This window comes from Sphingomonas sp. Leaf67 (genome assembly GCF_001421965.1).
Classification (GTDB): domain Bacteria; phylum Pseudomonadota; class Alphaproteobacteria; order Sphingomonadales; family Sphingomonadaceae; genus Sphingomonas.
In genome coordinates this window covers 529,480-555,290 of record NZ_LMLP01000021.1, presented here as the reverse complement: position 1 = coordinate 555,290, position 25,811 = coordinate 529,480, and the positions used below count along the sequence as shown (strand labels likewise).

The 25,811-nt window shown below is 67.2% G+C and carries 22 protein-coding genes; 11 read left to right on the top strand and 11 right to left on the bottom strand.

What is annotated here, in order from left to right; genetic code table 11:
• Positions 1 to 40 precede the first annotated feature (40 nt).
• From ASE90_RS14725 to ASE90_RS14700, 6 genes are all read right to left on the bottom strand, one after another.
• Entirely contained in the window at positions 41 to 334 is a 294-nt protein-coding gene (locus ASE90_RS14725) for an SEL1-like repeat protein (RefSeq protein ID WP_056002208.1), read from the bottom strand.
• 104 nt (positions 335 to 438) lie between these two features.
• Positions 439 to 867, bottom strand: coding sequence for a TIGR01244 family sulfur transferase (locus tag ASE90_RS14720; RefSeq protein WP_056002205.1), 429 nt, complete (start codon positions 865 to 867; stop codon positions 439 to 441).
• Between the two features lie 59 nt (positions 868 to 926).
• Positions 927 to 2,693 (bottom strand): DNA helicase RecQ, encoded by a 1,767-nt coding sequence (recQ, locus tag ASE90_RS14715; RefSeq protein ID WP_056002202.1) that lies wholly within the window; start codon positions 2,691 to 2,693, stop codon positions 927 to 929.
• 39 nt (positions 2,694 to 2,732) lie between these two features.
• Positions 2,733 to 3,512, bottom strand: a complete 780-nt coding sequence (locus tag ASE90_RS14710) for a class I SAM-dependent methyltransferase (protein ID WP_056002199.1) — start codon at positions 3,510 to 3,512, stop codon at positions 2,733 to 2,735.
• Positions 3,509 to 4,441: an alpha/beta fold hydrolase gene (locus ASE90_RS14705; RefSeq protein WP_056002196.1), complete on the bottom strand. Its 933-nt coding sequence runs from the start codon at positions 4,439 to 4,441 to the stop codon at positions 3,509 to 3,511. The genes ASE90_RS14710 and ASE90_RS14705 overlap by 4 nt, the downstream gene beginning before the upstream one ends.
• 75 nt (positions 4,442 to 4,516) lie before the next feature.
• On the bottom strand, positions 4,517 to 6,334 hold the full coding sequence (locus ASE90_RS14700; protein ID WP_056625253.1) for an ABCB family ABC transporter ATP-binding protein/permease: 1,818 nt from the start codon (positions 6,332 to 6,334) through the stop codon (positions 4,517 to 4,519).
• 95 nt (positions 6,335 to 6,429) lie between these two features.
• On the opposite strand from ASE90_RS14700, the gene ASE90_RS14695 reads away from it, so the two are divergent.
• Both ASE90_RS14695 and ASE90_RS14690 read left to right on the top strand, forming a co-directional pair.
• Positions 6,430 to 6,666: a hypothetical protein gene (locus ASE90_RS14695; protein WP_082449833.1), complete on the top strand. Its 237-nt coding sequence runs from the start codon at positions 6,430 to 6,432 to the stop codon at positions 6,664 to 6,666.
• 139 nt (positions 6,667 to 6,805) lie between these two features.
• Positions 6,806 to 7,555, top strand: coding sequence for a Coq4 family protein (locus tag ASE90_RS14690; RefSeq protein ID WP_056002187.1), 750 nt, complete (start codon positions 6,806 to 6,808; stop codon positions 7,553 to 7,555).
• A gap of 135 nt (positions 7,556 to 7,690) precedes the next feature.
• Here ASE90_RS14690 and ASE90_RS14685 read toward each other — a convergent pair whose 3' ends face one another.
• Positions 7,691 to 8,032 carry a hypothetical protein gene (locus ASE90_RS14685; RefSeq protein WP_056002184.1) on the bottom strand — a complete coding sequence of 114 codons (342 nt, stop codon included), beginning with the start codon at positions 8,030 to 8,032 and terminating at the stop codon, positions 7,691 to 7,693.
• Between the two features lie 125 nt (positions 8,033 to 8,157).
• Between ASE90_RS14685 and recF the strand changes: the two genes are divergently transcribed.
• Entirely contained in the window at positions 8,158 to 9,231 is a 1,074-nt protein-coding gene (gene recF / locus ASE90_RS14680) for a DNA replication/repair protein RecF (RefSeq protein WP_056002181.1), read from the top strand.
• Here the strand turns inward: recF and ASE90_RS14675 are convergent.
• Entirely contained in the window at positions 9,213 to 9,629 is a 417-nt protein-coding gene (locus tag ASE90_RS14675) for a response regulator (RefSeq protein WP_056002178.1), read from the bottom strand. The genes recF and ASE90_RS14675 overlap by 19 nt on opposite strands.
• On the bottom strand, positions 9,619 to 10,740 hold the full coding sequence (locus ASE90_RS14670) for a GAF domain-containing protein (protein WP_056002174.1): 1,122 nt from the start codon (positions 10,738 to 10,740) through the stop codon (positions 9,619 to 9,621). Before ASE90_RS14670 ends, ASE90_RS14675 begins: the two co-directional genes overlap by 11 nt.
• A gap of 259 nt (positions 10,741 to 10,999) precedes the next feature.
• Between ASE90_RS14670 and ASE90_RS14665 the strand changes: the two genes are divergently transcribed.
• Positions 11,000 to 12,439 (top strand): DEAD/DEAH box helicase, encoded by a 1,440-nt coding sequence (locus ASE90_RS14665; protein WP_056002172.1) that lies wholly within the window; start codon positions 11,000 to 11,002, stop codon positions 12,437 to 12,439.
• A 74-nt stretch (positions 12,440 to 12,513) separates the two neighbouring features.
• On the opposite strand, the gene ASE90_RS14660 is transcribed toward ASE90_RS14665, so the two are convergent.
• Together ASE90_RS14660 and ASE90_RS14655 are read right to left on the bottom strand one after the other, a co-directional pair.
• Positions 12,514 to 15,006, bottom strand: coding sequence for an ABC transporter permease (locus ASE90_RS14660; protein ID WP_056002169.1), 2,493 nt, complete (start codon positions 15,004 to 15,006; stop codon positions 12,514 to 12,516).
• A gap of 220 nt (positions 15,007 to 15,226) precedes the next feature.
• Positions 15,227 to 15,922, bottom strand: coding sequence for an ABC transporter ATP-binding protein (locus ASE90_RS14655; RefSeq protein WP_056002166.1), 696 nt, complete (start codon positions 15,920 to 15,922; stop codon positions 15,227 to 15,229).
• On the opposite strand from ASE90_RS14655, the gene ASE90_RS14650 reads away from it, so the two are divergent.
• From ASE90_RS14650 to ASE90_RS14620, 7 genes are all read left to right on the top strand, one after another.
• Positions 15,921 to 16,691, top strand: coding sequence for an arylesterase (locus tag ASE90_RS14650; RefSeq protein WP_056002163.1), 771 nt, complete (start codon positions 15,921 to 15,923; stop codon positions 16,689 to 16,691). The genes ASE90_RS14655 and ASE90_RS14650 overlap by 2 nt on opposite strands.
• Before the next feature lie 572 nt (positions 16,692 to 17,263).
• Positions 17,264 to 18,199, top strand: coding sequence for a dihydrodipicolinate synthase family protein (locus ASE90_RS14645; protein WP_056002160.1), 936 nt, complete (start codon positions 17,264 to 17,266; stop codon positions 18,197 to 18,199).
• The gene (locus ASE90_RS14640; RefSeq protein ID WP_056002398.1) at positions 18,199 to 19,194 is read left to right on the top strand and encodes a 4-hydroxyproline epimerase; all 996 of its coding nucleotides are present in this window, start codon (positions 18,199 to 18,201) and stop codon (positions 19,192 to 19,194) included. The genes ASE90_RS14645 and ASE90_RS14640 overlap by 1 nt, the downstream gene beginning before the upstream one ends.
• Positions 19,195 to 19,228: 34 nt before the next feature.
• Positions 19,229 to 20,644, top strand: a complete 1,416-nt coding sequence (locus tag ASE90_RS14635; RefSeq protein WP_056002155.1) for an amino acid permease — start codon at positions 19,229 to 19,231, stop codon at positions 20,642 to 20,644.
• Complete coding sequence (locus tag ASE90_RS14630; RefSeq protein ID WP_056002152.1) at positions 20,641 to 21,876, top strand: NAD(P)/FAD-dependent oxidoreductase; 1,236 nt, start codon at positions 20,641 to 20,643, stop codon at positions 21,874 to 21,876. Before ASE90_RS14635 ends, ASE90_RS14630 begins: the two co-directional genes overlap by 4 nt.
• A gap of 76 nt (positions 21,877 to 21,952) precedes the next feature.
• On the top strand, positions 21,953 to 22,615 hold the full coding sequence (locus ASE90_RS14625; RefSeq protein ID WP_056002149.1) for a GntR family transcriptional regulator: 663 nt from the start codon (positions 21,953 to 21,955) through the stop codon (positions 22,613 to 22,615).
• A 203-nt stretch (positions 22,616 to 22,818) separates the two neighbouring features.
• Positions 22,819 to 25,758, top strand: coding sequence for a TonB-dependent receptor domain-containing protein (locus ASE90_RS14620; protein WP_235531836.1), 2,940 nt, complete (start codon positions 22,819 to 22,821; stop codon positions 25,756 to 25,758).
• Positions 25,759 to 25,811: the final 53 nt, after the last annotated feature.

Sequence of the window (25,811 nt, the reverse complement as noted above, 5' to 3'; positions counted from 1 at the left end):
CGATCCGCTTGGCGGCCGGTGCATCCGGCCGCCAAGCGGGTCAGTTCGGGCGGGTTTCGGTCCGCAGGAAGGCGCGGGCGGCTTTCTGCGCATCGGCGATCTGACGCGGCGTCATGTCGCATGCGATTTCCGCGCGCCAATGCTGTGCGTCCTCCAGCCCCGACATCGCGGCAAGGTTGAACCATTTGTGCGCTTCGACCAGATCGATCACCGCGCCGCCGGTTCCGCTCGAATAGCAGATGCCAAGTTCGAACCACGCCGCGCCGGTGCTGCGCTGTGCTTCTTCTGCCCGGCTTTCCTGGAGAAAGCGGGCGCCGTCCAGACCAATGCCCATATCGATAACCCCTGTTGGTACGGACAGAGGGATGGGGCATTGGCCGTTGCGATTTGGTTAAGCACCTGAACCGATGTGGTTACGTACGTTAAGGTACCCGCGACTTAACCTTTGGAAAGCGCGTCCAGCATGGGTCGGATGCCCGACAGGTCATAGCCCGCCGTACCGCCCGCTGCGATCAGTTCGGCCGAGTCGCGGCCGCCCTTGGCACTGGCAAGCGCCCACAGATTGCAGGATCGCGTGCCCGAGCGGCAATAGGCGAGGATCGGACCGTCGGCCTGTTCCAGCACGTCCGCCATGGCGTCGAGTTGCGGGTGGCTGAACCCGGCATGGGTGATCGGGATCGCGTGATAGGCGAGGCCGGCCGCCGCCGCCGCCTTGGCGATGGTATCGCCGCCCGGCTGGTCCGCTTCCTCGGCATCGGGGCGATTGTTGACGATGGTGGTGAAGCCCTGCGCCTTCAGCGTGGCGACGTCGTCGGCGGTGATCTGCGGGCTGACCGAGATGCGGTCGTCGATACGGCGGATTTGCATAGGGAGGGACGATAGCGTCGCCACCGGAACGACGCAAATCCTCCCCGGCACGGAGAGGATCAGTGTTGCTTGACTACCGAGAGAAACGCGTCGCCATACGCCTGCAGCTTCTTCTCACCGATGCCGGTGATGCGCCGCATCCCGCCGATCGTCTGCGGCCGGTCGGTCGCCATGTCGCGCAGGACCGAGTCGTGAAAGATGACATAGGGCGGCACGCCGGCTTCCTGCGCCAGTTCGCGGCGTTTGGCGCGCAACGCCTCGAACAGCGGATCGCCGGTCGGGTTGGGAGTAGCCGTGCCGCTGCCGCGCCGCCGCCGCTCGCGCTTGGGCGGCACGATCAGCGACAGCGTATCGCCGCCCTTCAACAGTCCGCGCGCGGCGGGGCCGAATTCCAGCCCGCCATGGTCGTTGGCGCGCAGCGCATCGCGCAGTTGCAGCGCGCGTCCGACCGGCTTCAGCAGTGCGGTCTCGTCGCCGTCGACGATGTTCCACACCGACAGGTTTTCGTGGCCGTTGGTCATGCTGCGTTCGGTCGACTGGCCGGTCAGCACCTGTTCGATATAGGTCGCGCCGAACATCATGCCGGTGCGAAATACTGCCGACAGATATTTCTGCGCGACCTGCGTCGCGTCGATCGCGTTGGGCGGCGTGAGGCAGTTGTCGCAATTGCCGCAATATTCGGGCGGCGACTCGCCGAAATGGCGCAGCAGGATCGCACGGCGACACCCCGCGGTTTCGACCAATGCGCCCAGCGCGTTCAGCCGCTGCCGCTCGCCGGGTTGGCGCGCCGGTTCGACCTCGCCGATCCGCTGGCGCGCGCGGGCGAAGTCGTCGGCCCCCCAGAACAGATGCGCGACCGCCGGATCGCCGTCGCGCCCGGCTCGGCCGGTCTCCTGATAATAGGCCTCGATCGATTTCGGCAGTCCGGCATGCGCGACGAAGCGTACGTCGGGCTTGTCTATCCCCATCCCGAAGGCGATGGTAGCGACCATCACCATGTCCTCGGACGCGACGAAATCATGCTGGTTGCGCTGGCGCACGGCGGAATCGAGCCCGGCATGATAGACGCGGACCGGACGCCCGGTCTTGGCCAGCGCCTCCGCCAACCGTTCGGTCCCGGCGCGCGACTGGACATAGACGATGCCGGGGCCGGGGGTGGCGGCGATGATGTCGGCGATCTGGCGCGTGCCCTGATCGCGCGGGGTGATGTGATAGCGGATGTTGGGCCGGTCGAAGCCGGCGACGATCAACCCGTCGTGCGGTATGCCGAGCTGTTCAAGGATGTCGGCACGAGTATGCGCATCGGCGGTGGCGGTGAGCGCCAGTCGGGGCACGTCGGGAAACTGGTCGAACAGCGGACGGAGCAGCCGGTAATCGGGGCGGAAGTCGTGGCCCCATTCGCTGACGCAATGCGCTTCGTCGATCGCGAACAGCGCAAGGTTCCCGCGCGACAGCAGGTCGCGGAAATCGCTGCCCGATGCCCGCTCGGGCGCGACATAGAGCAGGTCGAGCTCACCATCCAGAAACCGGCCGCGCGTCTCGGCACGATTGTCGTCGGCGCTGGTCAGCGTTGCGGCGCGGATGCCGACCGCGGTCGCCGCGCGCAACTGGTCGTGCATCAGTGCGATCAGCGGCGAGACGACGACGCAGGTCCCGTTCAGCATCGTGGCGGGCAGCTGATAGGTCAGCGACTTGCCCGCGCCGGTCGGCATCACCGCCAGCGTGCGCTGTCCGGCGAGGACGCGGTCGACCACCTGCCGCTGGACACCGCGGAAGTCGGGAAAGCCGAAGGTCGATTGCAATACGGGGATCGGGTCGAGCGCCATTGCCCTCCACCTAGGGATGCAGGGTCGCAGCGTCGAGGGTTAACGGACTCGCGTTGCGCGCCAGCCATCGCCGGTGATCGTCGCTTCGCCGATCGTGCCGGTGTAGCTGCGTCCGGCCGCGGCGAAGCGGATCGCGGTGCCACGCAGGGTGCCAGTGATCTCGGCATTGCCGAGCGTGCCGGTGACGTCCTGAAACCGCTGGTCGAGGTGCAGCGGCACCTCGCGCCCATCAGGCAGGGTCGTCAGCCAATCGCCACCCGCAACGGCAGGGACGATCCACAGGAACACCCGGCGATCGGCGACCAGCCGCTCTTCATCCGCGCGCCATTCGCCCATGTCGAACGCATGGGTTACGATGCGCGTACCCGGCCGTAATTCGGTCAACAGGCGCGGGCGGAGTGCGAGGTTGATCTTCGACAACAGGTACATCGTCACGACATTGGCGTCGCGCAGTGGCACGTCGAACAGATTGGCGCGGATGAAGCGGGCGCGGTCGGTGAGCGTGTAGAGCGCGGCGTTGCGCCGGGCGCGTTCGACCAGGGCCGCATCGATCTCGATCCCGCTGGCGCGGGCACCCAGCCGGGCGGCGGCAAGGGGAATGCGGCCATCGCCCGACCCGAGGTCGATGACGATGTCGTTCGGCCCGACCTGTGCCATCGCCAGCATCGCGTCGACGACCGGTTCGGGCGTCGGGACATAGGGGACGTCGTACTCGGGCTCGCGCGCGGCGATGCCCTGCCCGCGCAGAATGTCACCCATCCCGTCGCCATAGGGGGTGGTGCAGCCGCCGAGCAGCATCGCCAGCAGCAGCACCTTCACGCAATCGTTGCCGTTCGCAGCCAGTCGGCGGTTTCGCGCGGGTGGGTCACCGGGATCATGTGTCCGCCCGCGATGTTGGTCAGCGTCGCGCCGGGGATCATCGCGGCGGTGCGGGCGCCCTGTTGCTGCGGGTCGAGCAGTTGGTCGTCCCTGCCATACAGGATCGCGACCGGCAGGCCGATCGATCCGTAGCGCGTCGCCATGGCCGACACCGCGCGATTGGCGTCGTCGATTTCGAACGCGCCGGCCTGAAAGCTCGACGGTCGGAGCGCGACGAGGCCGCCGCCACGCGTACCAAAGTCCATCGGCACCGCATCGGGCGCAAAGACATGCCTCGCGACGGCGGGTCCGGTCAGCGTCGTCAACGGCACCCCGACCGTCCATGCGGCCAGCCCGCGCAGCGCGGCGGGCGGTGCCTTGCCCCGGAAGATCGGCGGGATATGGTCCATCGGCTGGGTCAGCGGCGCGATCAGCGCAACGCCACGGATCTTGCCGGAATGGTTCAGCGCAAAGGCAAGCGCGACAGCGCCACCCATCGAGTGACCGACCAGCAACGGCCGATCTAGGCCCAGCGCGTCGATCAGATCGGCGACCATGCGCGCCTGTTCCTCGATCGGCGGCTGGCTGCCATCGACGCTGCTATGGCCCCAACCGGGCCGGTCGACGAGGATCAGCCGGTGATTGGCCAGTTCGGCGGTGAGCGCATAGGAAAAGTTGCGCAGCTGTCCGTACAGGCCATGCAGCATCACCATCACCGGACCGTCGCCGCCGGTATCGACATAATGGAGCCGCCCGCCGGGCACGTCGACGAAATCCCCGTCCGCCGGCACCAGTGCTTCCGACGCGCTGGCGGCGAGTGCGGTCCATAGCGCAAGGCCGCCCCCGACCAGTGCCGTGGTCGTAACCGCCTTTTTCAGCTTGTCGTTCATCGGTCGCTCTCCCGCTTGGCCCCGGGCGATACGCTTGGGCGCCGGGGAGTGTCCATCGGATACGCCCTGAACCTTTCAGGCCTCGGCCAGCGCCGCCTCCCGTTCGGCCGCTTGCCGTGTCCACATTTCGGCGTAGGTGCCGCCGGCGCGGAGCAACTCGCCATGCGCACCGCTTTCGACCACGCGGCCGCCCTCCAGCACCACGATGCGGTCGGCGTGGACCACGGTCGACAGGCGGTGGGCGATGACGATGGTCGTGCGACCGCGTTCGATCGCTTCCAGTGTGGCGAGGATGTCGGCCTCGGTCCGGCTGTCGAGCGCGCTGGTGGCTTCGTCGAGGATCAGCACCGGCGGATTTTTCAGCAGCGTCCGGGCGATCGCGACACGCTGTTTCTCGCCGCCCGACAGTTTCAGGCCGCGCTCGCCGACGCGGGTGTCGAACCCTTGTGGCAGGCTGGCGATGAAGCCCGCGATCGACGCACCCTGTGCCGCCCGCGCGACATCGTCGGCGGTCGCATCGGCACGACCATAAGCGACGTTGTAACCGATCGTGTCGTTGAACAGCACCGTGTCCTGCGGCACGATGCCGATCGCGCTGCGCAGCGACGCCTGCGATACGGCGGCGATATCCTGTCCGTCGATGGTGATGCGCCCGGCGGTCGGATCGTAGAAGCGGAACAGCAATCGCGCGAGCGTCGACTTGCCCGCGCCCGATGGCCCGACCACCGCCAGCGTCGTGCCCGGCGGAATGTCGAGGTCGATCCCGTTCAGGATCGTGCGGCCGTCGCCATAGCCGAATCCGACCCCTTCGAACCGGACATGACCCTTGCTGACGGTCAGCGCCGGTGCGCCGGGAGCATCGACGACTTCGGCCGGCGTATCGATCAGGTCGAACATCGCACCCATGTCGACCACGCCCTGACGGACGGTACGATAGACCATGCCGAGCAGGTCGAGCGGGCGGAACAACTGCGTCAACAGCGTCGATACCAGCACGACGTCGCCCGCCGAAAACTGTCCACGCGCCCAGCCGAAGACGATCAGCGCCATGCCGCCGCCCAGCATCAGCGCGGTAATCAGCGCCTGTCCGATGTTGAGCAGCGCCAGCGAGTTTTCCGACTTCACGGCGGCCTCGGCATAGCCGGCGACGGCGCGGTCATAGCGTGCCGCCTCGCGCTCCTCGGCGCCGAAATACTTTACCGTCTCGAAATTCAGGAGCGAATCGACCGCGTGCGCGACCGCGCCGGTGTCGAGATCGTTCATCCGTTCGCGTAAGGACGACCGCCAGTCGGTGACCCAACGGGTGAAGGCGATGTAGAACACGACCATCGCCACCGTGCCGATGACCAGCCAGCTGCCGAACCGCGTGCCGAAGATCCACAGTACCAACCCGAGTTCGAGGATCGTCGGCGCGATGTTGAACAGCAGGAAGTACAGCATCGTGTCGATGCTCTTGGTGCCGCGCTCGACGACCTTGGTTACCGCGCCGGTACGTCGTTCGAGATGGAAGCGCAGCGACAGAGCATGGAGGTGGCGGAACACCGACGCCGCCAGCCGCCGCGTCGCGTCCTGTCCGACGCGTTCGAACACGACGTTGCGCAGATTGTCGAACAGGGTGCCGGCAAAGCGCGCGGCGGCGTAGCCCGCGACCAGCGCCACGACCAGCCACAGCGCGTCGCGTGATCCGGCTCCCATCGTATCGATCGCGCCCTGCAACGCGAACGGCGCGCCGCGAACCTGCACGACCTTCGACGCGACGACCAGCGCCAGCGCCGCGACAATGCGCACCTTCAGGCCCGTGGCCCCGGCAGGCCACAGATAGGGGAGGAATCGGCGGAGCGTCGCCAGCATCGGCCGGGTCGGGCCGGAGGCGGTTGAGGTATCAGGGGGCATTGCAAGCGCCATTTGGGGAATCGGACGCGCCGGCGCAACGCTTCGTCGGAACAAGCGGCGCGTCGAGGAATTGAATCGCATCAGGGAGACGAACGATGGCACCTCTGGTCTACATCATGGCAATCCTTGGCTGCGGCGACGATGGCGCGACGTGCAACCGCGAACGGATCGCCCCGATAAGTTATCAGTCGGTGGCGGAATGTCAGGCAGCGGTACCGGCGATGCTGGCGCGCAGCACCGACCTTTCCTATCCGGTCATCAGCGCGTCGTGCGAACGCGGCACCCCGCAGATTGCCGACAGCCGCCAGCGCATGAGGCCGGCTGCGAGTTGATGCCTTGCGCCGCGACGGCGGCGTTGGATGCGTTGCGGATGCCGTGAGGTCATTCGGTGCGACGTTCCGCGGTCCGTGAGAGGCTTGACCGCGTCGAGGCCTGCAAATACTTACATAGCTGTAAGTAACGGAGGCGGGCATGGCCACGCGGGAAATGGAAACGGTGCAACCGGTGCGCCGCGACTGGGGTACGGCGTGGGCGGCGCTCAGGCGGTTGCTGGCCGATGGTAACGACACGGTACAGGTGTTTCGTATCATGCGGGCGCTGAATGCGGATACCAGCCACCGCAATTACGTGCGATTGCTGGCCGAACCGGGTGGCGGACGGATCGCGTTCGATCATGTCGAACTGACCACGCGGTTCTCCGACCGGACATGGATCGATGGCCTGCCCGACGGTAGCGTCGGTGCGCACTATCGCGCGTTCCTCGACCGTACCGGCTTCTCCGCGCAGGGATTGGCCGAGATCAGCTATGCCGATGGCGAGGGCTGGCAGGACGCACAGCATCCGGTCGCGTGGTTCGGTCGGCGCGAGCGCGATGTCCATGATATCTGGCACATCCTGACCGGCTACACCGCCGAAGAGCATCTGGGTGAAGCATGCCTCGTCGCCTTTTCCTATGCGCAGACTGGCGGACTGGGCTGGGCGGCGATCGGGTTGGGCGCAGCGTTGAAGTCGCTCCGCGTCACCGGCGAGCGGTCCTTCGCGAAGGCGGTGTGGGAAGGGTATCGCAACGGCCGCCGCGCACGCTGGCTGCATGCCGAGGCCTATGAGGCGTTACTGGCCGAGCCGCTCGACACCGCCCGGCGCCGACTGAATATCCCGGAACCCATCGCATATCACGCCGCGCAGAAGCGGCTGAAAGAGCAGGGTTTGCAGGGGATTTAGCGTCGGGGGATAGCGACCTTTACGGCGCAAGGGTCCTAACTGAAATTGGCAACGACCGGGTATCGACATAAAATGTCGCGCCCCCTTTGCGGGAGCACGATCACGAAGACTGGCGAACTTGCGCCGACGCCATCCTCACTTGGCGAGCGCGGCGCTTGCCCTTGCTTCGCCGGCATCGCGCACGGCCTTCGCACGGGCTTCAGCCTGTTCCTCGACCAACTTCGCCTCGTCCTTCATCGCGTCGGCGCGGACCTTCAGCCGCTCAGCGTCATAGCCGCCGGCCTGCTGCGCCTGATTGCGAAGGCCTTCGGCCTCTACCTTCATCTGCGCCGTCTGGTTCTCGGCAGCGGCCTCGATCGCGTCGGCTTCGGCATCGGCCTGATCGCGCAACTGTTCGGCCTGCTGCTGCTCCGGCGTCTGCGATGCGCAGGCGGTGAGAGCGAAGGCGGCGGCTGCCGCGAGAACGAAGCGGGTCATGGCGTATCCCTGTTGTAATTTGACAATCCCAATTCCCGGCGGCGCGGAAAGTTGCGTTCGTATAACCTGGCCGGAACCATGGCGGGTTCCGTTGGGCGAGGCGCGCGGGTAACGGTCGGTCGCAGATGCTGACCCGCCTGACCCTGACCGACTTTCGCAATCATGCGGCGGCAACACTCGAACCGGGACCGGGCTTCGTCGTGTTGAGCGGGCCCAATGGCGCGGGCAAGACCAATGTGTTGGAAGCGGTATCGTTGCTGGCACCCGGACGTGGCCTGCGCCGCGCCGCGCTGTCGGACATGGCGCGGGAGGGCGGGGCGGGCGGTTTCGGCGTCGCCGCCGAACTGGCCGGCGATGTGCGACTGGGCACGGGGACGCAGGCCAATGCCCCCGAACGGCGGATCGTGCGCGTGAACGGGGCGGGTGCATCGGCGACGGTGCTGGCCGAATGGTTGTCGGTACTGTGGATGACCCCGGCGATGGACCGGCTGTTCGTCGAACCGGCGGGCGAGCGACGGCGGTTCCTCGACCGGATGACGCTGGCTCTGTTACCCGGCCACGCCACGCAGGCGACGCGCTACGATGCGGCGATGCGCCAACGTAACCGCCTGCTGGCGGAGGACGCCATGCCCGATCCAGACTGGTTGTCGGCGTTGGAAGCACGAATGGTCGAACATGGCGTGGCGCTGGGTGCGGCGCGGGCCGAATCTGTGGCGATGCTCGACGCGCGGATCGCACAGACGCCCGCCTCCGATTTCCCGCGTGCCGCACTGGCGGTGGAGGGATGGCACGGCGACGCCGCACTGTTCGCGCGCGAACTGGCGACAGGGCGCGCGCGCGATGCGGCGGCGGGACGGGCGCTGAGCGGGCCACACCGGGCCGACCTGATCGTCACCGATCGTGACCGCGGACAGGCGGCGGCGCGCTGTTCGACCGGCGAGCAGAAGGCGCTGTTGCTGGGACTGGTCCTCGCCCATGCCGAACTGGTCGCCGAACGTGCCGGACGTCCGCCGGTGCTGTTGCTTGACGAGGTGGCGGCGCATCTCGATCCGGAACGCCGCGCGGCGCTGTTCGCGCGCGCGGCGGGGGTGGGACAGGTGTGGCTGACCGGAACCGAGGCCGGGTTGTTCGACGGTATCGCCCGCGACGCGACGCGGTTCCACGTCGCCGATGGGCAGGTTCAGTCGACGGTCGCGTAGAAGCGCAGCTCGTTCGGGATCTTTTCCGGCACCTGACCCTGCACGCGGGCCATCGCCGCCGCGATCGCATAGCCGAGGCCGGCGGTGTAGAATGGCTTGGCGACGCAGCCGAGGATCAGCGGGTGGTCGGCCACGTCCGGGCAATTGCCGCTGAGGAACAGGCAGGGAATGCCGCGCGCTGCCAGCGCGACCGCGACGGTCCGGCCGGAATCGCCCTGCGCCAGCCGCACGTCGCACAGCGCCAGATCGGGACGGTCGGCGTCGGCCAGCGCCAGCGCGCTCGCCTGCGTATCGGCGATGCCGGTAACGATATGACCGTGCAGCGTCAGCGCATCCTCTACCAGCATCGCGACGATCGCTTCGTCCTCGACCAGCATGATCCGCAGCTTATTCGCCATGGGCGCGTCCCGGGATGGAGAGGGTGAGGCGGTCGGTCCCGTTGCGTGCGACGGTCGCCCGCAACTGCCGCGACAGGCCACGCACCAGACGGCTATCGTCGAGCGTGGGATGGGCGACGCCCATGACCGGACCGTTCAGGGCGATGTGCATGGCATCCTCACCGACCTCGATCATGACCGCCGTCAGCGCTTCGGGATCGGGGTCCAGCATCGTATGGACCAGCAGCGCGACGGCGACGGCCTGTTCGATCGGCAGGCACGCTATACCATGCGTCGTCACCTCGATCGGTTCGCCATCGCCACGTTCGGTGATCGCATCCAGCAGCGCGGCGATATCGATCTGGGTCGGCGTGTCGGCGGCGTAGAGGGGGCGATGGGCGGCGGCGAGCACTTCCAGCCGGCCGGCGGCGGCCGCCAGCGCGGCCTTTGCCGTGACGTCGCTGGTATCCGCCGCGCCCAGGCGGACGACGGCGACCGCCGTTTGCAGCGCGTTCCGAACGCGGTGGTTGAGTTCGCCGAGCAGGCGTTCGCGGATCGCGATCCCCTCCCGCAATTCGGCCTCGATCCTCAGCCGGTATTTGGCGAGAGCGACATAGTGGCAGACGGTATGGAGAAAGGCGAGTTCGTCGGCATCGAACCGGTCGGTCCAGCGCCGCCCGAAGCCGAGCGTACCAAGCAGCGTCGATCCGTGCACCAGCGGGGTACAGGCATAGGCGTCGATACCGAGATCGCGGACGAAGCCGGTCAGCGGGTCGTCCGAGGCCTGCACGGCGAATGCCTCGATCGGGCGGCGTTCCTGCGCCGCATAACCGCACACGGCCTGTCCCACCTCCAGCCGTTTGCCGGCCGCGGCCTCGGCTTCGGTCAAGCCGGCATGGGCGACCAGCATGAGGCCATCGGCGTCCAGTCGATAATTGAAGAACACGTCGAGCCGCAATTCGTCGGCGATCAGCGCGAACAGGTCCTCGACCATAGCAGCCGGGTCGTTGGCGGCCAGCATCTTGTCGGCTGCTTCCCCCAGCAACCGCAACTGGCGGCGCGGCAGGTTATCGACCGGGTCGGCGGCAACAGGACCGCCGGTAGGCGCGCCGAACGGGGAAAGATCGTTCATATCCGGGCTGTACGGCCTTCATCCGTGGGTTGCCATAGCGAAAACGGGCAAAACGGACCGTGGCTTGACCAATGCGGCCATCTCGCGTATCTACCGCAGTGCAGCGACGCTTTTTCAGGCAGCGTGATCGGACCATATGGTCTCGGCTCCGCGTCGCAGCTCCAACCGGCTTCCCTAGTCACGCGGGTCGCAATTTTTTGCCCGCTGCCCGTGCGCCTTTGCTGCGTTTCGGGTGCCGGATCCTATTTCAGGAACTATCATGACCTTCCAGTCACTCGGCTTGTCGAAGTCGATTCTCGACGCGCTCGCCGCCAAGAATTACGAAACCCCCACCCCGATTCAGCGCGACGCGATCCCGCTGGTGCTCGAAGGGCGCGACCTGCTGGGCATCGCCCAGACGGGTACCGGCAAGACCGCCGCGTTCGTGCTGCCGTCGATCGATCTGCTGGTGAAGGCCAATGTCCGTCGCCGCCCGATGCGCTGCCGCATGCTGGTGCTGGCCCCGACGCGCGAACTGGTCAGCCAGATCGCGGACAATGCCCGCGCCTATGCCAAGCACAGCAAGCTGACCGTCGCCACCGTGTTCGGCGGCGTGCCGGTGCCGCGCAACATCCGCGACGTGGCGGCGGGTGTCGACATTCTCGTCGCGACGCCGGGCCGTCTGCTCGACCTGATCGACCAGAAGTGCCTGGGCCTTGGCGAACTCGAGATCCTCGTGCTCGACGAAGCCGACCAGATGCTCGACCTCGGCTTCATCCACGCGCTGCGCCGCATCGTGTCGATGGTGCCCAAGTCGCGTCAGACGCTGTTCTTTTCGGCGACCATGCCGAAGGATATCCGCGAACTGGCCGACAAGTATCTGACCGATCCGGCGACCGTCGCGGTGACGCCGGTGTCGTCGACCGCCGAGCGTGTCGAGCAATATGTCACCCACGTCCAGCAGACCGAGAAGCAGGCGCTGCTGACGATGTTCTTCCGCAATACGAAGATCGATCGCGCGCTGGTGTTCACCCGTACCAAGCATGGGGCGGACCGCGTCGTGAAGCTGCTGGCCGCCAACGGCATCGCGTCGAACGCGATCCATGGCAACAAGTCGCAGCCGCAGCGTGAGAAGGCGCTGGCCGCGTTCCGCGACGGCACGGTGCCGATCATGGTCGCGACCGACATCGCCGCGCGCGGGATCGACGTGTCGGGGGTCAGCCATGTCGTGAACTTCGAACTGCCCAACGTTTCCGAGCAGTATGTCCACCGCATTGGCCGCACGGCGCGTGCCGGTGCGTCGGGCGTGGCGTTCAGCTTCTGCGCCGATGACGAGCGGCCGTTCCTGAAGGGGATCGAGCGGCTGACCAAGCAGAAGATCGATGTCGTGCCGCTGCCTGCCGACTTCCTCGAACAGAGCGCGCAGATCAAGGCGAGCCGTGCGCCCTATGCTCCCGATCGTCCCGAGCGTCTGCCCAGCGAGCGTGGCCCGGCGCGTCCGCGTGCGACCCATGCCCATGGTGCCAAGCCGGCGCATGGTCGCGGTGGTCCGGCCCGTGGCGGTCAGCCGCAGCGCAGCGAAGGGCAGGGTGGCGGACGCCCGCCGCAGCGTGAAGCCGGTGCCGGTGGTGGCGGTCGTCCGGGTGGCGGCGGTGCCGGCGGTGGTCGCGGCCGGGGCGGTCGCGGTCGCGGCGGCGGCGCTCCTCGCGCAGCGGTTTGATCGAAAAGCCCCGGCAGGCAACTGCCGGGGCTTTTCATTTGGAGCCTGAAACTCCTCCCCGGGCCGGGGAGGATTTAAAGCTCCCTGAGCGCCCGCGCCGGCCGTGCACTCAGGATCGGCAACGCGCCGAGCAGGCCGATCCCCAACGTCACTCCGACCCCCGTCGCCAGCGTCAGGGCGATCACGCGGTAGTCGGGTAGCCAGTCGAATGCGAACAGTTCGACCACGACATACCACCCGCCCGCGATCCCGATCGCGGCGGCAAGGGCAGCGAGGATGACGGCGAGCAACAGATATTCAAGCGCCTGCGCCGCCAATATCTGGCCACGCGTCGCGCCGAGCGTCTTCAGGATCACCGAATCATAGGTTCGGGTTTCGCGCGCGGCGGCGATCGCGCCGATCAGCACCGCGATGCCGGCGAGGATGGCGATCCCTGCTGCGGCCGCGATGGCGGTGGCCATTTGCGACACGATATCGCGGACTTGCCCAATGACGTCGCGCACCTCGACGACCGAGGTCGAGGGGAAGCGGGCCGACAGCGCGCCGATGACGGCGCGTTCGCGGCCAGGCGGCATGGTGATCGTCGCGGCAAGGTTATGCGGGACGTCGGACAGGGCGTTGGGGCTGAATACCATCACGAAATTGAAACCCATCGTGTCCCATTCGATCTTGCGGAACGAAGCGATGCGGGCGGTGCGTTCCTGCCCGGCGACGCTGATCGTCAGCGGGTCGCCGAGTTTCAGCTTCAGCGCTTCGGCCATGCGTTCGTCGACCGACACCAGCGGTTCGCCGGCATAGTCGGCGGGCCACCATTTCCCCGCGACCAGTTCGCTGCCCGGCGGCAGGTCGCGGGCGAAGGTCAGGCCGCGTTCGCCGCGCAGCGCCCATGCGCCCTCCGGAATGGTTTTCAGATCGGCGACGCGGGTGGTGCCATAGGCGGTGATCGTGCCGCGCATCAGTGGTACGGTCTGGATGTCGGCGTCGGGCTGGAAGTTGACGATAGTTGCACGGAACGACGATTCGCGGGCCGGGGGCACGTCGAGGGCGAACAGGGCGGGGGCGCGGGCCGGGACGGTCCTTGCGATGTTGGCATCGAGGCTGGTGCGGATGGTCGCCAGCAGGACGAACAGGGTCAGCCCGAGGCCGAGCGCCACGACCAAAGCGCCGGTGCGCGCGCCGGGTCGGTGGAGCGCGCTGACCGCGAGCCGGAGCAGGGGACGGCGAGGGCGGGGCAGGCGGGCGGCGGCCCAGCGGATCGACCAGCCAAGCGCCGACAATAACAGGAGAAGTCCGGCGGCGGCAGTGAGGAATGCCGCACCGAACCATGGCCGTTCGCTGGTCGTCAGGACCAGCGCGACGATCCCCGCGAACGCTGCACCCATCCATGCCGCCGCCTTCCACCGCGGCGGTCGACGGCCGTCATGGACCCCGCGCAACAGCCCGGCGGGAGGGACCGCGCCTGCCGCCAACAACGGCGGCGCGGCAAAGGCGAGGGCGATGAGCAGGCCATAGGCGGCAGCCTGTACCAACGGCAGGGGATGGATGGCGAAGCGGGGCGCAACCGGCAGCACATCGCCCGCGATTGCCACGATCAGCGGCACGGCGGCAATGCCGATCGCCAGCCCGATGGCGATACCGATCGCGGAAACCACCATGATCTGAAGCAGATAGACACGCGCGATCAGGCCGGACGTGGCCCCTAACACCTTCAGCGTCGCGATGCTCGACCGGCGGGTGGCGAGGTAGGACGACACGCCGTTGCCGACCCCGATGCCCGCAATGACCAAGGCGGTCAGGCCGACCAGCACCAGAAACTCGCCCATCCGTGTCAGGAAGCGCTCAGCCCCCGGCGAGGCGCGGTCGCGGGTGCGGCTGTCCCAGCCCTGCGCCGGATAGCGGTCGGTAAACGCCTTGATCGCTTGCCCCGGATCATAGCGGCTGGCGATGCGGTATTTGCTCTCGTACAGGCTGCCCGGCGCGATCAGGCCGGTGCGCTGCAATCCCTCCAGCGATACCAAAGCCACTGCGCCTAAAGTAAATCCTTCGCTCAACCGGTCGGGTTCGTCGGCGATGATGCCGGCGACGGTGAAGCGCGCGGTGCCGAAACGCACCGGGCCACCGACCCGCAGTTTCAGCCGTTCGACCAGCGCTGGCCCCACATAGGTCTCGGTCGGGGACAGCGGGCGGGCGGTGCCGCGTTGCAGGGCCAGTGTGCCGTAGAGCGGATAGGTCCGGTCGACCGCTTTCAGCTCGATCGGGGCTGTTTCGCCGTCGAAGTTGACACCCATCGACTGCATCCGCAGCGTTTCGGACACGCGGCCCAGCTTCGCCATCGACCGGCGCTCGGCCGGATCGGCGGTTCGCTGCGACACCGAGAGTTCGAGGTCGCCGCCGAGCAGGCTTTGGCCGCGCGCGGACAGTTCGCCGGTAATCGAGCGCGTCAGGCTGCCGATCGCGGCCAGCGCACCGACGCCGAGGATCAGGCAGACCAGCAACAGCCGCAACCCACGGAAGCGGGCATCGAGTTCGCGACGCGCGAACGTCCATGCGAGACGCCAGTCGGTCATGCGGTGTCTCGGCGGGCGTGAGTGCGGGTTCGTATCTCTGCCGTACCCCCGCGCAGGCGGGGGGCCAGGGCCAAGCAGAACATCGGCTTGCGTGTGTCGCTCTGGACCCCCGCCTGCGCGGGGGTACGGTGAATGTTTGGCCAAGGTTGCGACGTTCGCAGAGGTCTCGACGCCGCCGGGGTACGGCGGGGATGCGGCTGTGACCTTCTTGGGGCAACGCTCATCGCGCGCTGTCTCGCGCGATCCGGCCATCGGCCAGTTCGACCACCCGGTCGCAGCGTTCGGCGAGCGCCGGGTCGTGGGTGATGACCAGCAAGGTCGCCTGTGTCGCGGCGCGGCGTTCGAACAGCAGGTCCATGACCGCACGGCCGGTCGCGCGGTCGAGATTGCCGGTCGGTTCGTCGGCAAAGACCAGCGCCGGGCGTCCGGCCAGCGCACGGGCGATGGCGACGCGCTGTTGCTCGCCGCCCGACAATTGCGTCGGGTAATGGTGGAGGCGGTGGGCGAGACCGACCGATGCCAGTTCGGCCTCGGCACGGGCGAAGGCGTCGGCCACCCCGGCCAGTTCCATCGGTACCGCGACGTTTTCGAGCGCGGTCATCGTCGGCAACAGATGGAATGCCTGTAGCACGATGCCGATCCGCCCGCGCCGTGCCCGTGCCAGATCATCCTCGCCCATCGCGCCGAAGTCGGCACCGGCGACATGGACCTGACCGCCGCTGGCGCGTTCGAGGCCGGACAGCACCGCCATCAACGACGACTTGCCCGATCCCGATGCGCCCAACAGCGCGACGCTGGTCCCGGCAGGGACGGCAAGGTCGATACCGTGCAGGATGCGGGTCGCGGCATCGCCTTCGCCCAGCGTCAGGGTGACACCGCGCGCGTCTATGACCATATCGTTCGAAACGGATTGCATGGGAGGTTTGTCGCCAGTGACGAAGCAGGGACCCACATATGCGGGCGCGTTCGCCATTCTCCAAGGCGCGTTGCTGCTGTCGGGATGCAGCCAGCCCGATTTGTCGGAAGGGAACGAGACCATCCAGGTGACGATGAGCCATGCCACGTCCGCCGCAAACTCCACGGCCGCATCGGTGAAGCCGGTGGCCGGACCGGAGCGGCTGGTGCTGGCGTTCGGCGACAGCCTGTATGCCGGCTATGGCCTCGCCCGCGGGGACAGCCTGCCCGACGATCTGCAGGATGCGTTGCGCGCCGACGGCATCAATGCGCGGGTCGTGAATGGCGGGATTTCGGGCGATACCAGCGCGGCGGGGCGGCAGCGGCTGGCCTATACGCTCGATCGGCTCGACCGGAAACCCGACCTCGTGCTGCTGGGGCTGGGCGGCAATGATGTGCTGCGCCAGATTCCGCCGGCCGAGACGCGCGCCAATTTCGTCGCGATGCTGGATGAATTGCAGAAACGCGGCATTCCGGTGGTGCTGACCGGCATGCTGGTGCCGCCCAATCTGGGTCCGGACTATGCCGCGACGTTCAACCGCATCTGGCCGGACATGGTGAAGCGATATGACGCGACGCTCGATCCGTTCATTCTGGCGGGCGTGCTGGGCAACCGGGCGCTGATGTTGCCCGACGGCATCCATCCCAATGCGCAGGGCGTCGACCGGATCGTCGCGCGACTGGGGCCGGTGGTCGCCGGGCGGTTGCGGGCGATCGACCCGGCGGGGTGAGGGGTACGGGCGTTGACGGGCGTTTAGCGCCGACTTTGCGTTGGCCGGATTTCCGCTCGCAGTACGCCGAAAGATCGGGAATCGGCACCGTAGTGCGGAGACCGGGGTGCGTTCGGCACGGCTAAAGCATGATGACGTGAAGTAGAACCGTTTGTGCTGAGTAGGGACTGAGCTTGTCGAAGGCCCGTATCGAAGCACGTGGGTCGGTCCTTCGATACGCCGCTTCGACAGGCTCAGCGGCTACTCAGGACGAACGGTTCCGTCCTATGTCATCCGCTATAGGCTCGCGGGGGAAGCGTCCGCTCGCCAACGGGCCAACCCACCCCCGACCCCTCCCTTTCAGGAAGGGGAGACGCGTACGCGTCTCTCGAATATCGTTAGATGCTGCCTTCGCCGGGATAGAACCGATCCCCAGAGGTATCGAGCATGTCGGAGACAAGGGATAAATCGCGCAAACGCGCGCGTTTTTCCGAAATTGCAGACCTTGCAACGCAAGCAATCCGAGCACGTGCAAAAATCGCCCGATTTCAGTTGGCAGTGCCGACTTAATATCGTATACGAAAATCACGATCATGGAGGATGATGTGGTTTCTGGTTCGAGCATGTGGACGGGCGTTTATCCCGCAGCGACGACGCAGTTCGCGGCGGATGGTTCGGTCGATATCGACGCGACGCAGCGTGGATTGGTAGCGCTGGTCGAGGATGGTGTCGACGGGTTGATCCTGCTCGGCACCTGTGGCGAGAATAATTCGCTCGACGTCGCGGAAAAGCACGCGGTGCTGCGCGCCGGTGTCGAGGCGGTCGGCGGGCGCGTGCCGCTGGTGTGCGGCGTGTCCGAGTTCACGACGCACCGCGCGGCGGCGTTCGCGCAGGAGGTCGAGGCGATCGGCGTCGATGCGCTGATGCTGTTGCCGGCCATGGTCTATGTGCCGACGCCGAACGAACTGGCGACGCATTTCCGCACCGTTGCCGAGGCGACGGGCCTGCCGATCATGTTGTACAACAATCCGCCCGCCTACCGTGTGTCGGTCGACTTTGCGACGCTCGAACTGCTCGATCCGGTCAAGAACATCGTCGCGGTCAAGGAAAGCGCGCCCGATCCGCGCCGCTTCACCGACGTCATCAACCGGTTCGGCGACCGTTATATCGTGATGGCGGGTCTGGACGACGTCGCGCTGGAGGGCATGTTGCTCGGCGCCAGCGGCTGGGTATCGGGCCTGACCAGCGCGTTCCCGCAGGAATCGGTGGCGCTGATCGCGGCGGTCTATCGTGGCGACTGGGAAGAGGCGCGGCGCATCTATCGCTGGTTCATGCCGCTGCTCCACCTCGATGCCGAACATGATCTGGTCCAGTCGATCAAGCTGGCCGAAGAGATCATGGGTCGCGGGTCGGAACGTGTCCGTCTGCCGCGCCTGCCGCTCGAAGGCGCACGCCGGGCCGAAGTCATTGCGATGGTCGAAAAGTGCGCGGCGACCCGCCCGGTGCTCAAGGCGGCGCTCGCCGCCTGATGCGCCACACCTTCTTCTGCATCGACGGCCACACGGCGGGCAATCCCGTCCGTCTGGTGGCCGGGGGCGCGCCGCTGTTGCGGGGTGCCAGCATGGCGGAGCGGCGGCAGGATTTCCTGGCGCGGTTCGACTGGATCCGCACCGGGCTGTGTTTCGAGCCGCGCGGGCACGACATGATGTCGGGCGGGTTCCTGTACCCGCCGTGCGCCGATGCGGATGCGGCGATCCTGTTCATCGAGACGTCGGGCTGCCTGCCGATGTGCGGGCACGGCACGATCGGGATGATCACCTTCGGGCTGGAGAACGGCCTGATTACCCCGCGCGAGCCGGGCAGGCTGCGCGTTGAGGTGCCTGCGGGCGTGATCGATATCGATTATGTCGCGGAGGGCAACCGGGTGCGATCGGTGAAGATCCGCAACGTGCCCGCCTATCTCGCGACGCAGGGGATCGAGATCGACGTGCCGGGTTTCGGGCCGCTGTCGATCGATGTCGCCTATGGCGGCAACTACTATGCGATCATCGAGCCGCAGGGGGCCTATACCGGCCTCGACGATCTCGGCGCGGCGCGGCTCGTGGAGCTTAGCCGGACCATCCGCGAACGGGTGCAGGCGGTCTATGACCCGGTCCATCCGCTGGAACCGACGATCCGGGGCGTCAGCCATGTGCTGTGGGCCGATGCGCCAAAGGGCGAGGGTGCGGACGGGCGCAACGCGGTATTCTATGGCGAGCGCGCGATCGATCGCAGCCCGTGCGGGACCGGCACCTCGGCGCGGCTGGCGCATCTGGCGGCGACCGGGCGGTTGCAGGTCGGCGACCGTTTCGTGCATGAAAGCTATATCGGCAGCCGCTTCGTCGGGCGGGTCGAGGCGGAGACGATGATCGGCGGGCAGGCCGCGATCGTGCCCTCGATCGAGGGATCGGCGATCGCTACGGGATTCAACACGATCTGGATCGATCGCGAGGACCCGTTCTTCGCCGGATTCACCGTGGTATGATGCGGCACTAGAACACGAACGAGGGGGCAGGGGCTTGGCACGAGGGATATTGGGGCCGCTGAAGCCCCTCGACGCGAACGAGTCCGATCCGGACCGCAAGCTGCGCAAGACGCTGAGCTGGCCGCATCTGATCGCGCTGGGGATCGGTGCGATCGTCGGGACCGGCATCTATACGCTGACCGGGGTCGGCGCGGATCGGGCCGGGCCGGCGGTGATCCTGTCCTTTGCGATTGCGGGCGCAGTGTGCGCCTGCGCGGCGCTGGCCTATGCCGAAATGGCGACGCTGATCCCGACCGCCGGCAGCGCGTACACCTATACCTATTCGGTGATCGGTGAGAGTATCGCATGGATCGTCGGGTGGAGCCTGATCCTCGAATATTCGCTGGCCTGTTCGACGGTGGCGGTCGGATGGTCCGCCTATCTGGTCGGGTGGCTGCAGAGTGCGGGGGTGCATCTGCCGCCGCTGTTGTTGTCGGGGCCGCATGGCGGGGGACTGGTGAACCTGCCCGCCGTGCTGGTGGCGCTCGGCATCGCGGGCATGCTGGTGGCGGGGACCAAGGAGAGCGCGACGTTCAACATCGCGCTGGTCGCGATCAAGATGGTCGCGCTGGCCGTGTTCATCTTCTTTGCGCTGCCGGCGTTTTCGGGCAGCAATTTCGAACCGTTCATGCCCTATGGCTTTGGCAGTCAGGTGCAGGGCGGGGCGACGCGCGGGGTGATGGCGGCGGCGGCGATCGTGTTCTTCGCCTTTTACGGCTTCGATGCGGTCGCGACCTCGGCCGAAGAGGCCCGCAATCCGGGCCGCGACCTGACCATCGGGATCATCGGGTCGATGGCGGCGTGCACCCTGATCTATATGGGGGTCGCGGTCGCGGCGATCGGGGCGGTCAGCTATGTCGACCTCGGCCGCTCCGCCGAGCCGCTGGCCTATGTGTTGCGGACGTTGCAGCACCCGTTCGCGGCGTGGGCGATCGGGCTGGCGGCGCTGATCGCGCTGCCGTCGGTCATTCTGGTGATGATGTACGGGCAGAGCCGCATCTTCTTCGTGATGTCGCGCGACGGGCTGTTGCCGCGCTCGCTCAGCCGGGTGTCGGCGCGGACCGGGTCGCCGGCGCTGGTGACGATGGTGACCGGCGTGTTCGTGGCGGCGGTGGCGGGCTTCTTCCGACTCGACGAGATCGCCGAACTGGCGAATGCGGGGACGCTGCTGGCGTTCATCGCGGTCGCGACGTGCATGATGGTGCTGCGCAAGCGGGCGCCCGACATGCCGCGCGTGTTCCGCTGCCCCGCGCCGTTCGTGGTGGGGACGCTGGCGATCCTCGGCTGCCTGTACCTGCTGGTCAGCCTGCCGACGCAGACGCTGGTGCGGTTCGGATTGTGGAACGTCGTCGGGGTCCTCTTCTACCTCGGCTATGGCCGGGCACGCAGTCTGGTGCGCGCACGCGGATGATCGACTGCGCGCCAGCGACCGCGATCGTCATCGGCGACGGCGTCGTCGGGCTGAACGTCGCGCTGGCGCTGCAACGGCGCGGCACGGCGGTGACGATCGTCGCCCCCGATGCGCCATGGCGCGGCGCGTCATGGGGCAATGCCGGGCATATCGCGGTCGAACAGGTCGAACCGCTCGCGTCGCTGGCGACGATCCGGAGCGTGCCGGGCCGGCTGTTCTCGAGCGGGGGCGCGCTGGCGCTGCCGCTCCGCGCGATCGGGACATGGTTGCCGTTCAGTCTGCGGATGCTGCTCGCGGCGCGTCCGGCGCGGTTCCGGCGCGGCAAGGCGGCGCTGTCGGCGCTGCTGGCGACCGCTATCCCGGCATGGCGACAGGTGCTGGCGGACGCGGACGCGGCCGATCTGCTGCGCGTCGACGGGCATTTCGTGGTGTGGGAAACGCCGGACAGTGCGGCGCGCGGGCGTGCGGCGTGGATGGCGGCTGACACCGGCACCGCGAGCGTGCGCGATGCGAGCCCTGAGGAACTGGCGCGGCTGCGCGCCCTGACCGACGTTCCGATCACCGGCGCGATCCGGTTCGTCGGCAGCGGGCAGATCGTCGATACGACCGCCTTGGGCGCGGCGCTGACCACCCGCTTCGCCGCGCAGGGCGGGACGTTCGTGCGGGGCCGGGTACGCGCGGTCGGCGGCGACGGGCGGGTGACGCTGGACGACGGTACGACCCACGCCGCCGACGTGGCGGTGGTCGCGGCCGGGGCGGCGTCCGCCGCGCTGGTCGCGCCGGCCGGCATGTCCGCGCCGCTGATCGCCGAGCGCGGCTATCATATCGAAGGGAATCCGGGCGACTGGCCCGCCGATATGCCGCCGGTGGTGTTCGAGGACCGCTCGATGATCGTCACCCGCTTCGCCCATCGGCTGCGCGCGGCGAGCATCGTCGAATTCGCACGGATCGACATGCCCCCCGATCCCCGGAAATGGGCGCGGTTGCGCGGGCATGTCGCCAGCCTCGGCCTGTCGATCGGCGCGCCGGTCGAACCGTGGATGGGCGCGCGGCCGACGCTGCCCGACTATCTGCCCGCGATCGGGCGGCGCGGGGCGATCGCCTATGCCTTTGGCCATCAGCATCTCGGTCTCACGCTGTCGGCGACGACCGGCGAGGCGCTGGCGGCGCTGCTGCACGGCGAGACGCCGGCGGTCGACCTGACGCCGTTCGATCTGGGACGTTTCGGGTGAGGCGCGGTTGCGCGTCGTCCTGCCGCCAAGTTAAGGCAGCAATCCCGGACCACCCCGACCGGGCGAGGCGCTTTTCATGACCGGCATCATCATCCGCAATCTGTCCGACCAGCTCGTAGATCTGGTCCGCGACCGCATTCTTGCCGGCAGGGTCGAGCAGGACCGGGCGATCCGGCAGGACGCGCTGGCCGCCGAACTGGGCGTCAGCAAGATCCCGCTGCGCGAGGCGCTGACCCGGCTGGAGCAGGAAGGGTTGCTGCGATCGCGCGCCAATCACGGCTATTTCGTGCGCGAGCTGACCATCGACGAAGCCGAGGAAGTCTATGCCCTGCGCCTGCGGCTGGAGCCGGACATCGCGGCGGCGGCGGCAGTGCGCGCGACCGAGGCGGAGCGCGAGACGGCGACCCGGACCCTCGCGCGACTCGACGCGGCCACCAACGCGCATGGCGGAGGCGTCGGTGCGTTCAACCGCGCCTTCCACCTCGCGCTGCTGCGCCCGTCGCGTCAGCCGATCACCACGACGGTCCTGGAGCGGCTGCATGTGCTGGGCGAACGCTATGTCCGCAAGCATCTGGAGCCGCTCGGTCGCGACCAGCGTGCGAACGACGAACATGCCGAGCTGCTCGATCGCTGGCTGGCCCGCGATGCCGCGGCGGTGCGTGAGGCGATGTACGGCCATATCGAGCAGACGGTGGTCGACCTGCGCCGCGAATTCCAGAGCGACGCGCCCGCCGCCTGACGGGCGGCACCAACCGGTATGACGATCATCACCGACGGTGCCGATCGTCGCACCGTGACGATTTTCATCCCTGTCCCGCATGGAAGCGACACCACAGGCCTCGATCTGACAATTTTACTGCTCGTACATAGTATAATATATTTGATGACTCCGTTTCGATGTGTATGTTCTTCCCAAACAACGGGGGGTTGACGATGCAACGTATGACGAGATTGCTGGCATCCGCGGCGGTGACCGCGCTGGTGCTTGGGAACGCCTTGCCGGCCTTCGCGCAGGCGACGACCGATGGTCAGGTCGCCGGCGAAGCGAGCGAAGGCGATGGCGAGGTCATCACCGTCACCGGCACGCGCCTTGCCCAGCCGGGGGTGATGAGCAACAGCCCGATCACGACCGTCGATGCCGCCGAGATCCGGTTGCAGGGCGCAACCAATATCGAGAGCGTCCTCAATCGCCTGCCGCAGATCACGCCGGACGCGAACGAGAATGTATCGAACGGCTCGGACGGGACCGCGAAGGTGAACCTGCGCAACCTCGGCAGCAATCGTAACCTCGTGCTCGTCAACGGGCAGCGCCTGCTGCCGATCCAGGCGACCGACCTGAACTTCATTCCGTCGTTCATGGTGCAGCGGGTCGATGTCGTGACCGGCGGTGCGTCGGCGGTGTACGGGTCCGACGCGGTATCGGGCGTCATCAACTTCGTGCTGCGCGACAATCTGAACGGCGTGAAGACCGACGTGCAATATGGCTTCTCGGCGCATCAGAACGACAATGCCGCGAACCGTGCGCGGGTCGTCGGCGCGGGCTTCACCCCGGCGTTGCGCAGCCCGGTCGATGGACAGCGGTTCGACGCGAACATCGCGCTGGGTGCCAATTTCGCCGAGGATCGCGGCAACGTGACTGCCTATTTCGGCTATCGCGACGTGAAGCCGATCCTGCAATATAACCGCGACGTATCGGCCTGCGCGCTCGATCCGGTGTTCTCCGGCACGCCATCGGCGGCGACGTCGCTGACCTGTGGTGGATCGTCAAACAATCAGTATGGGCGGTTCGTGCCGCTGCGCTCGGGCATCGCCGCCGGCGGGTATAACAATACCAAGGACGGTCAGAAGACCTGGGTCCAGTATAACCCCGACTTCCGCTACAACTACGCGCCGCTGAATTACTTCCAGCGCAATGACACCCGCTTCATCGCCGGTGCCTTTGCGAAGTATGAAGTCAATCCGGCCGTGGAAATCTATGGCAGCTTCATGTTCATGGACGATCGCACCAATTCGCAGGTCGCGCCGTCGGCCCTGTTCCAGGGGTATCCGTACTCGATCAACTGCAACAACCCGCTGATGAGCGCACAGCAGGCAGGGTTGCTGTGCGGCAGCGCGGCGGCGGGCACCAACGTCAACCAGGACGTCTATATCGGCTATCGTCCGGTCGCCGCCCCGGCCCAGCCGCGCCGCGACGACCTGCGTCACACCGACTATCGCGTCAGCGGCGGTTTCCGGGGCGAGATCGCGCCGGGTATCCGCTACGATGCCAATGCGCTGTTCTCGACGGTGATTTATAACGAGACGTATCGGAACGACATCGACCCGCAACGCGCCAACCGCGCGCTGAAGGTCGATCTGGTCAATGGCGTGCCGACGTGCCGTTCGGTCGTCGACGGTTCGGACCCGAGCTGCGTTCCGCTCAACGTCTTCCAGTTCGGCGGGCCGACCGCGGCGGCGCTCGCCTATGTCTATGCGCCGACCAGCACCGAGGGGCTGGACAAGGAAACGGTCCTGTCGGGCACGCTGACCGTCGACGGCGGCGAATATGGCGTGAAGCTGCCATGGGCCGATAGCGGGATCGGCGCGGTCTTCGGCGTCGAGCATCGTCGTGAATCGCTCGAATTCCGGGCCGACGCGCTGGCGCTCGCCAAGGGCACGAAGGAGATCGAGGGCGGCTTCAACGTGACCGAAGGGTTCACCGAAGTCCGGGTGCCGATCGTCGAGGACCGGCCGTTCTTCAGGGAACTGTCGCTGACCGGCGGCTATCGCTTCTCGAACTACAGCACCAGCGACAAGGGCATTTCCACCTACAAGGGCGAAATCGCCTGGGCACCGTCGCGCGACCTGCGCCTGCGCGGCGGATATAACCGCGCGATCCGGGCACCCAATATTTCCGAACTGTTCGGGGCGCAAAGCCCGGGCAACGTGACGACGCAGGACCCGTGCTCCGGCACCAGCCCGGCGGCGACGTTGCAGCAGTGCCAGAATACCGGCGTCACCGCCGCGCAATATGGCAACATCATCGAATGCCCGAGCGAGCAGTGCACCGGCTTTTTCGGCGGCAACCAGGCGTTGCGCCCCGAAGAGGCGGACACCTACACCGCCGGGCTGGTGCTGACCCCGCGCTTTGCCAAGCGGTTGATGCTGTCGGTCGATTATTTCAACATCAAGGTGAAGGACTATATCGGCGTGATCCCGGTCACGCTGACGATCAGCCAGTGCATCGCGACCGGCGATCCGTTCTTCTGTTCGCTGTTCAACCGCAATCCGCGCAACGGCGTGTTGTTCGGCGGCGATGCGACGACCGCCGGCTTCGTCACCTCGACGACGCAGAATACCGGTTCGCTCGCCACCAGCGGTCTCGACCTCGGGGTGAATTACGGGGTCGACACCGGCCTCGGCGATTTCAGCGTGAGCATGGTCGGAACGTGGCTGCGCGAACTGACGACCGAGCCGCTGCCGGGCCTGGGCACCTATGACTGCAAAGGCCTATTCGGCGGCACCTGCGGCCAGCCGAGCCCGGAGTGGCGCCACCAGGCGCGCTTCACCTGGACCTCCACCGACGGCAAGGGGTCGATCTCGCTCAACTGGCGCTACATCGGGGCGACGAAGAACTCGTTCAACACCGATGATGAGAACCTGCAGGGATCGACCTATGTCGTGAATTCGCGCCTGCCGGTCGCCAACTATTTCGATCTGGCGGCCAGCGCGACGGTGATGAAGGATGTGGCGCTGCGCATCGGCGTCAACAACCTGCTCGACCGCGACCCGCCGGCGATCGCGCAGGGCGTGCTGGCGTCCTTTGGCAACGGCAACACCTATCCCGGCGTGTACGACGTCGCCGGGCGGACCTTCTTCGTCGGTCTTTCTGCCGAATTCTGAGGAAGGATACCGGTGGCCGGTGCCCCTGCGGTATCGGCCACCGGGCAAGGGAG

Coding starts and splice junctions, on each gene's coding strand:
- ASE90_RS14625 (WP_056002149.1), top strand. CDS start 21,953: ATGACCGGCATCATCATCCGCAATCTGTCCGACCAGCTCGTAGATCTG.
- ASE90_RS14700 (WP_056625253.1), bottom strand. CDS start 6,334: ATGCCCCCTGATACCTCAACCGCCTCCGGCCCGACCCGGCCGATGCTG.
- ASE90_RS14660 (WP_056002169.1), bottom strand. CDS start 15,006: ATGACCGACTGGCGTCTCGCATGGACGTTCGCGCGTCGCGAACTCGAT.
- ASE90_RS14645 (WP_056002160.1), top strand. CDS start 17,264: ATGGAGGATGATGTGGTTTCTGGTTCGAGCATGTGGACGGGCGTTTAT.
- ASE90_RS14640 (WP_056002398.1), top strand. CDS start 18,199: ATGCGCCACACCTTCTTCTGCATCGACGGCCACACGGCGGGCAATCCC.
- ASE90_RS14695 (WP_082449833.1), top strand. CDS start 6,430: ATGGCACCTCTGGTCTACATCATGGCAATCCTTGGCTGCGGCGACGAT.
- recF (WP_056002181.1), top strand. CDS start 8,158: ATGCTGACCCGCCTGACCCTGACCGACTTTCGCAATCATGCGGCGGCA.
- ASE90_RS14655 (WP_056002166.1), bottom strand. CDS start 15,922: ATGCAATCCGTTTCGAACGATATGGTCATAGACGCGCGCGGTGTCACC.
- ASE90_RS14720 (WP_056002205.1), bottom strand. CDS start 867: ATGCAAATCCGCCGTATCGACGACCGCATCTCGGTCAGCCCGCAGATC.
- ASE90_RS14685 (WP_056002184.1), bottom strand. CDS start 8,032: ATGACCCGCTTCGTTCTCGCGGCAGCCGCCGCCTTCGCTCTCACCGCC.
- ASE90_RS14665 (WP_056002172.1), top strand. CDS start 11,000: ATGACCTTCCAGTCACTCGGCTTGTCGAAGTCGATTCTCGACGCGCTC.
- ASE90_RS14620 (WP_235531836.1), top strand. CDS start 22,819: ATGACGAGATTGCTGGCATCCGCGGCGGTGACCGCGCTGGTGCTTGGG.
- ASE90_RS14725 (WP_056002208.1), bottom strand. CDS start 334: ATGGGCATTGGTCTGGACGGCGCCCGCTTTCTCCAGGAAAGCCGGGCA.
- ASE90_RS14650 (WP_056002163.1), top strand. CDS start 15,921: ATGGGAGGTTTGTCGCCAGTGACGAAGCAGGGACCCACATATGCGGGC.
- ASE90_RS14690 (WP_056002187.1), top strand. CDS start 6,806: ATGGCCACGCGGGAAATGGAAACGGTGCAACCGGTGCGCCGCGACTGG.
- ASE90_RS14675 (WP_056002178.1), bottom strand. CDS start 9,629: ATGGCGAATAAGCTGCGGATCATGCTGGTCGAGGACGAAGCGATCGTC.
- ASE90_RS14630 (WP_056002152.1), top strand. CDS start 20,641: ATGATCGACTGCGCGCCAGCGACCGCGATCGTCATCGGCGACGGCGTC.
- recQ (WP_056002202.1), bottom strand. CDS start 2,693: ATGGCGCTCGACCCGATCCCCGTATTGCAATCGACCTTCGGCTTTCCC.
- ASE90_RS14705 (WP_056002196.1), bottom strand. CDS start 4,441: ATGAACGACAAGCTGAAAAAGGCGGTTACGACCACGGCACTGGTCGGG.
- ASE90_RS14670 (WP_056002174.1), bottom strand. CDS start 10,740: ATGAACGATCTTTCCCCGTTCGGCGCGCCTACCGGCGGTCCTGTTGCC.